The organism is Pseudomonas sp. MS15a(2019) (genome assembly GCF_013277805.1).
In the GTDB taxonomy this organism is placed as follows: domain Bacteria; phylum Pseudomonadota; class Gammaproteobacteria; order Pseudomonadales; family Pseudomonadaceae; genus Chryseomonas; species Chryseomonas benzopyrenica.
On the sequence record NZ_VBTN01000012.1, the window covers coordinates 152526 to 159107 of the forward strand.

7 protein-coding genes are annotated in these 6582 nt (G+C 61.1%); all 7 read left to right on the forward strand.

Going from position 1 to position 6582, the window contains the following annotated elements:
• The first annotated feature begins 17 nt into the window (after positions 1 to 17).
• The 7 genes from lepA to pdxJ are packed head-to-tail and all read left to right on the forward strand — an operon-like array spanning position 18 to position 6083.
• Entirely contained in the window at positions 18 to 1817 is a 1800-nt protein-coding gene (gene lepA, locus FEZ61_RS19795; RefSeq protein ID WP_017640148.1) for a translation elongation factor 4, read from the forward strand.
• A gap of 5 nt (positions 1818 to 1822) precedes the next feature.
• Entirely contained in the window at positions 1823 to 2677 is an 855-nt protein-coding gene (gene lepB, locus FEZ61_RS19800; RefSeq protein ID WP_173150146.1) for a signal peptidase I, read from the forward strand.
• Positions 2674 to 3069 carry a DUF4845 domain-containing protein gene (locus tag FEZ61_RS19805; protein WP_017640150.1) on the forward strand — a complete coding sequence of 132 codons (396 nt, stop codon included), beginning with the start codon at positions 2674 to 2676 and terminating at the stop codon, positions 3067 to 3069. Before lepB ends, FEZ61_RS19805 begins: the two co-directional genes overlap by 4 nt.
• The gene (gene rnc / locus FEZ61_RS19810; RefSeq protein WP_064307342.1) at positions 3066 to 3755 is read left to right on the forward strand and encodes a ribonuclease III; all 690 of its coding nucleotides are present in this window, start codon (positions 3066 to 3068) and stop codon (positions 3753 to 3755) included. The genes FEZ61_RS19805 and rnc overlap by 4 nt, the downstream gene beginning before the upstream one ends.
• Positions 3748 to 4653, forward strand: a complete 906-nt coding sequence (gene era / locus FEZ61_RS19815) for a GTPase Era (protein WP_017640152.1) — start codon at positions 3748 to 3750, stop codon at positions 4651 to 4653. Before rnc ends, era begins: the two co-directional genes overlap by 8 nt.
• Positions 4654 to 4655: 2 nt before the next feature.
• Positions 4656 to 5339, forward strand: a complete 684-nt coding sequence (gene recO, locus FEZ61_RS19820; RefSeq protein ID WP_093253803.1) for a DNA repair protein RecO — start codon at positions 4656 to 4658, stop codon at positions 5337 to 5339.
• Between the two features lie 3 nt (positions 5340 to 5342).
• The gene (gene pdxJ, locus FEZ61_RS19825) at positions 5343 to 6083 is read left to right on the forward strand and encodes a pyridoxine 5'-phosphate synthase (protein WP_173150148.1); all 741 of its coding nucleotides are present in this window, start codon (positions 5343 to 5345) and stop codon (positions 6081 to 6083) included.
• Positions 6084 to 6582 lie beyond the last annotated feature (499 nt).

Below are 6582 nucleotides of genomic sequence, written 5' to 3' on the forward strand. Positions count from 1 at the left end.
TATTCGAGTGCTGATTCGTGAGTGATCTGAGCCATATCCGCAATTTCTCCATCATCGCCCACATCGATCACGGCAAGTCGACGCTTGCGGATCGGTTCATCCAGATCTGTGGTGGTTTGAGCGACCGAGAAATGGAGGCCCAGGTCCTGGATTCCATGGATCTCGAGCGCGAGCGCGGCATCACCATCAAGGCCCACAGCGTCACGCTGTACTACAAGGCTCAGGACGGCAAGACCTACCAGCTCAACTTCATCGATACCCCCGGCCACGTCGACTTCACCTACGAAGTCAGCCGTTCGCTGGCCGCCTGCGAAGGCGCGCTGCTGGTGGTGGATGCGGGCCAGGGCGTGGAAGCCCAGTCGGTCGCCAACTGCTACACCGCCATTGAGCAGGGCCTCGAGGTCATGCCGGTGCTGAACAAGATGGACCTGCCCCAGGCCGAGCCGGACAAGGTCAAGGCCGAGATCGAGCACATCATCGGCATCGACGCCACCGACGCCGTGCCCTGCAGCGCCAAGAGCGGCATGGGCGTACCCGAGGTGCTGGAGCAACTGGTCAAGGTCATCCCGCCGCCCGAAGGGGAAATCGACGCGCCCCTGCAGGCGCTGATCATCGATTCCTGGTTCGACAACTACCTGGGCGTCGTCTCGCTGGTGCGCGTCAAGCACGGGCGGGTCAAGAAGGGCGACAAGATCCTGGTCAAGTCCACCGGCAAGGTGCACCAGGTCGACAGCGTCGGCGTCTTCTCGCCCAAGCACACCGAAATGCCCGATCTGAAGGCCGGTGAAGTGGGCTTCATCATCGCCGGCATCAAGGAAATTCTCGGTGCCCCGGTCGGCGATACCCTGACCCTCAGTGCCACCCCCGACGTGGCCATGCTGCCGGGCTTCCAGCGGGTCAAGCCGCAGGTCTACGCCGGTCTGTTCCCGGTCAGCTCCGATGACTTCGAGGACTTCCGCGAAGCGCTGCAGAAGCTCACCCTCAACGACGCGGCCCTGCAATACGAGCCGGAAAGCTCCGAGGCCCTCGGCTTCGGCTTCCGCATCGGCTTCCTCGGCATGCTGCACATGGAGATCATCCAGGAGCGCCTGGAACGCGAATACGATCTCGACCTCATCACCACCGCGCCGACCGTGGTCTTCGAGGTGGTGCTCAAGGATGGCAGCACCATCTATGTCGACAACCCGTCGAAGCTGCCGGACCTGGCCTCCGTCGCCGAGATGCGCGAGCCCATCGTCCGCGCCAATATCCTGGTGCCCCAGGAGCACCTGGGCAACGTCATCACCCTGTGCATCGAGAAGCGTGGCGTCCAGCGCGACATGCAGTTCCTCAGCAGCCAGGTGCAGGTCAGCTACGACCTGCCGATGAACGAGGTGGTGCTGGACTTCTTCGACCGCCTCAAGTCGGTGAGCCGTGGCTATGCCTCGCTGGACTACAGCTTCGATCGCTTCGAAGCCGCCAGCCTGGTCAAGCTCGATGTCCTCATCAACGGCGAGAAGGTCGACGCCCTGGCCCTGATCGTCCATCGTGACAAGGCGCACTACAAGGGTCGCGCCCTGACCGAGAAGATGAAGGAATTGATTCCCAGGCAGATGTTCGACGTGGCGATCCAGGCGGCGATTGGCGGTCAGATCGTCGCCCGTACCACCGTCAAGGCGCTGCGCAAGAACGTTCTGGCCAAGTGCTACGGCGGTGACGTCTCCCGTAAGCGCAAGCTGCTGGAAAAGCAGAAGGCGGGCAAGAAGCGCATGAAGCAAGTCGGTAGCGTGGAGATTCCTCAGGAGGCCTTCCTGGCCGTGCTCAAGGTGGATAGCTGAAGCCCATGTCTTTGAACTTCCCTCTGTTGCTGGTTCTCGCGGTCGCCGTCTGCGGCGCCCTGGCCCTCATCGACCTGCTGGTGCTCGCACCGCGTCGTCGCAAGGCGATCCAGACCTACGGGCAGCAGGTCAGCGAGCCCGATCCGGCGGTACTGGAGCAGTTGAACAAGGAGCCGGCGCTGGTCGAGTACGGAAAGTCCTTCTTTCCCGTCCTCGCCATCGTGCTGATCCTGAGGTCGTTCCTGGTTGAGCCCTTCCAGATTCCGTCGGGCTCCATGAAGCCGACCCTGGAAGTGGGCGATTTCATCCTGGTGAACAAATTCGCCTATGGCATTCGCCTGCCGGTGATCGATCTCAAGGTCATCCCGATCGGCGATCCCCAGCGTGGTGACGTCATGGTGTTCCGCTATCCTAGCGATCCCAGCGTCAACTACATCAAGCGCGTCATCGGTGTGCCGGGGGATACCATCCGCTACACCAGCGACAAGCAGCTGTACGTCAACGGCCAGCGCGTCAGCGAGGAGCTGGTGGGCGACGAGCCGGGTTCGCTGGGCAGCGTCAAGCTGTTCAAGGAACAACTGGGCAAGGCCGAGCACCTGATTCGCGAAGAGATGACCCGCTACCGCGTGGAACCCGACCATGAGTGGAAGGTGCCTGCCGGTCACTACTTCATGATGGGTGACAACCGCGACAACTCCAACGATAGTCGCTACTGGGACGATCCCAGTATTCCCCGTGACCTGCTCGGCATGGTTCCCGACCGCAACATCGTCGGCAAGGCCTTCGCCGTCTGGCTGAGCTGGCCGGAGCCCAAGCTGCAGAGCATGCCCACCCTGTCTCGCATAGGTATCATCAGATGAATGAACGCAGAGTGCCTGGTCGTCCGTCGCGTCAGCAGGGGCTGTCGTTTCTCGGTGGTCTGCTCGCACTCTGCATCATCGCTTTCCTGGCCAGTACGGCCATGAAACTCGCGCCCCATTACCTGGACTACAATGCTCTGACCAAGGTCATCGAATCCATCGGCGACAATCCCGATAACCAGATTCGCAGCGTGTCCGACGTCTACAGCTATGTGGGGAAGGGGATGCAGGTAAACGACATCCGTGATCTCGATCTGCAAAAGGCCATGCGCGTCGAAGCCGAAGGCAATCACCTGCAGATCCACCTCGACTATGAAAAACGTGAACACCTGATCCGCAACATCGATCTGGTCGTTCGTTTCAATCGTGATTTCCGTATAAATCTCCCGTGACTTTATCTCTAGATCGCCTCGAGCGTCGGCTGGGTTATACCTTCAAGGACCCGGACCTGATGCTGCTCGCCCTCACGCACCGCAGCTTTGCCGGTCGCAACAACGAACGCCTGGAATTTCTCGGCGACGCCATCCTCAACTTCATCATCGGCGAAGCCCTCTACGATCACTTCCCTCAGGCCCGCGAAGGTCAGCTGTCCCGTCTGCGGGCCAAGTTGGTGAAGGGCGAGACCCTGGCGCTGCTGGCTCGCAGTTTCGAACTGGGTGATTACCTGCGCCTGGGCTCCGGTGAACTCAAGAGCGGTGGCTTTCGCCGCGAATCCATCCTCGCCGATGCCATGGAAGCTCTGATTGGCGGCATCTATCTGGATGCCGGCATGGACGCCGCCAAGGATCGGGTCATGGCCTGGCTCGGGCCGCAACTACGCGAGTTGACGCCGGTGGATACCAACAAGGATCCCAAGACCCGGCTGCAGGAGTTCCTCCAGGCACGCGCCTGCGACCTGCCGCGCTACGAGGTGGTCGCCATCGAAGGAGAGCCCCATTGCCGGGTCTTCTTCGTCGAATGCGAGATCGCCATGCTCAATGAGAAAACGACGGGGCAGGGCGTCAGTCGCCGCATCGCCGAACAGATAGCTGCCTCGGCGGCCTTGATCGCCCTGGGCGTGGAGAATGGTCATGAATGATGAGCTGAAGGCATCGCGCTGCGGCTACGTAGCCATCGTGGGTCGCCCCAACGTCGGCAAGTCCACGCTGCTCAACCATATCCTCGGACAGAAGCTGGCCATCACCTCGCGCAAGCCGCAGACGACCCGGCACAACATGCTCGGCATCAAGACCGAGGGTGAGGTGCAGACCATCTATGTGGATACCCCTGGTCTGCACAAGGAAAACCAGAAGGCGCTCAACCGCTTCATGAACAAGACGGCCGTCACCGCCCTGCGCGATGTGGATGTCGTGGTGTTCGTGGTCGACCGTACCCGCTGGACCGACGAAGACCAGATGGTGCTGGAGCGGGTCCGCTTCGTGAAGTGCCCGGTGCTGCTCGCCGTCAACAAGATGGATCGCCTGGAAGACAAGGCCGACATGCTGCCGCACCTGCAATGGCTGCAGGAGCAGCTGCCGGAAGCGACGCTCATTCCGGTTTCCGCCCAGCACGGCCACAATCTCGATGCCCTTGAAGAGCTGGTGGCCGAGCGCCTACCGGAAGGCGACCACTTCTTCCCCGAAGACCAGATCACCGACAGATCCAGTCGCTTCCTGGCGGCCGAGTTGATTCGCGAAAAGATCATGCGTCAGTTGGGGGCGGAATTGCCCTATCAGGTCGCCGTCGAGATCGAGGAATTCAAGTACGAGAACGGAGTGTTGCACATCCATGGCCTGATCCTGGTCGAGCGCGATGGTCAGAAGAAGATCCTCATCGGTCAGGCTGGCGAGCGCATCAAGCGCATCGGCCAGGAAGCCCGCCAGGACATGGAAACCCTGTTCGACGCCAAGGTCATGCTCAATCTCTGGGTCAAGGTCAAAGGCGGCTGGTCCGATGACGAGCGCGCCCTGCGCTCTCTGGGTTACTCCGACCTCTAGCGATGCAGGCGTCTGAGCCGCTGTTCGTCCTGCATGCGCGCCCCTATCGGGAAAGCAGTGCGCTGGTGGATGTGTTCGGCGCCTTCGGCCGGGTCCGCACGGTGTTGCGCGCGGCCCGCTCCCGTTCCGGAAGTCTGGCCAGGCCCTTCATTCCCCTCGAAGCCCAGCTCAGCGGGCGCGGGGAGCTGAAGAATCTGCAGAAGGTGGCGGCCCTGGCGCCGCCTTTTCTACTCCAGGGGCAGGCGCTATTCAGTGGCTTCTATCTCAATGAGCTGCTGGTCAGGCTGCTACCCGCCGAAGATCCCTATCCCGCCCTCTTCGAGCTCTATGGTCTGACCCTCGCTGCCCTAGCCCAGGGTCGTCCTGTCGAACCCCTGCTGCGCACCTTCGAATGGCGTCTGCTTGATCTGCTGGGCTATGGCTTCTCGCTGTCCCTGGCCCTGGATGGCCAGGCCATTGACGCCCAGCGCCTCTATCGCTTCATTCCGGACCAGGGCTTCGAGCCCGTCGACGAGGTGCGCCCGGGTTGTCTGGCCGGTGCGGAAATCCTGGCACTGGAGCGTGGCGAGTGGGACGATCCTACGGTAGTCCGCGCTGCCAAGCGCCTGATGCGCCAGGCCCTGGCGCCGCACCTGGGCAGCAAACCCCTCATGAGTCGCGAATTGTTCGCCAAGCCAAGTGAATAAGCCATGAAAGAGTTCAGTCGAGTTCTGTTGGGCGTCAACATCGATCATGTCGCCACCCTGCGTCAGGCCCGGGGTACCCGCTATCCCGATCCGGTCAAGGCGGCGCTGGACGCCGAAGAGGCGGGGGCGGATGGCATCACCCTGCATCTGCGCGAGGACCGTCGCCATATCCAGGAGCGGGATGTCCGCCTGCTGCGTGACCTCCTGCAGACCCGCATGAATCTCGAAGTGGCCCTGACGGCTGAAATGCTGGCATTCGCTCGCGAGATCCGTCCCGAGCACGTCTGCCTGGTGCCCGAACGCCGGGAAGAACTGACCACCGAAGGTGGCCTGGATGTAGTGGGGCAGGTCCAGCGTATCCGCGACGCCATCGCTGCACTGCCCGCTTCGGAAGTATCTCTCTTTATAGATCCCGATCTGCAGCAGATCCAGGCGGCCAAGGACAGTGGTGCTCCGGTGATCGAACTCCACACCGGTCGCTACGCCGAAGCGGAGACCCAGGAAGAGCAAGCCCATGAGCTGCAGCGGCTGGCCAAGGCGGTGGAATTCGCCACTGGCCTCGGGCTGGTGGTCAATGCCGGCCATGGCCTGCACTACCACAATGTCCAACCCATCGCGGCGCTGCCGGGCATCAACGAACTGAACATCGGCCATGCCATCGTCGCCCAGGCCGTCTTCGTCGGCTTCAAGCAGGCGGTCAGGGACATGGCCGAATTGATCCGCTGCAACTCGATCGTAAAATAACTGTTGACCTGCTCTGAAACTCCCCTATAATGCGCCCCACTTCCGGCGCAGACGCTGAAGCGGCTTGAAAATCAAGCACTTAGGTCTGAACCGGGCGAGGGGTCCACGGATTCTTCGCCATTTGGCTCTCACCTCAGGGTGATGACGAAATGAAGCGGAGGGGGTTGACAGCGTCTCAGGATGCTGTAGGATTCGCCTCCCGCTGCCGAGATTGGTTAGACCGGTCAGGCAAGCGCAAGTGGTTGAGTTGAAACGAAAAAGTTCAAATCAACGCTTGACAGGATGTGAGGACAGCGTAGAATGCGCGCCTCGGTTAGCGACACGGTCGCAACCACTGCTCTTTAACAAGTTGAATCAAGCAATTCGTGTGGGTGCTTGTGAGATAAGTCTGATGTCGCAAGATTATCAGCAACACAAGTAACTCGTGAATTCATGAGTTTTTTGCGATTGCTGAGCCGAGTGTAGGGTTTTTCGCAAACCCGATCAGTCCACTGAACTG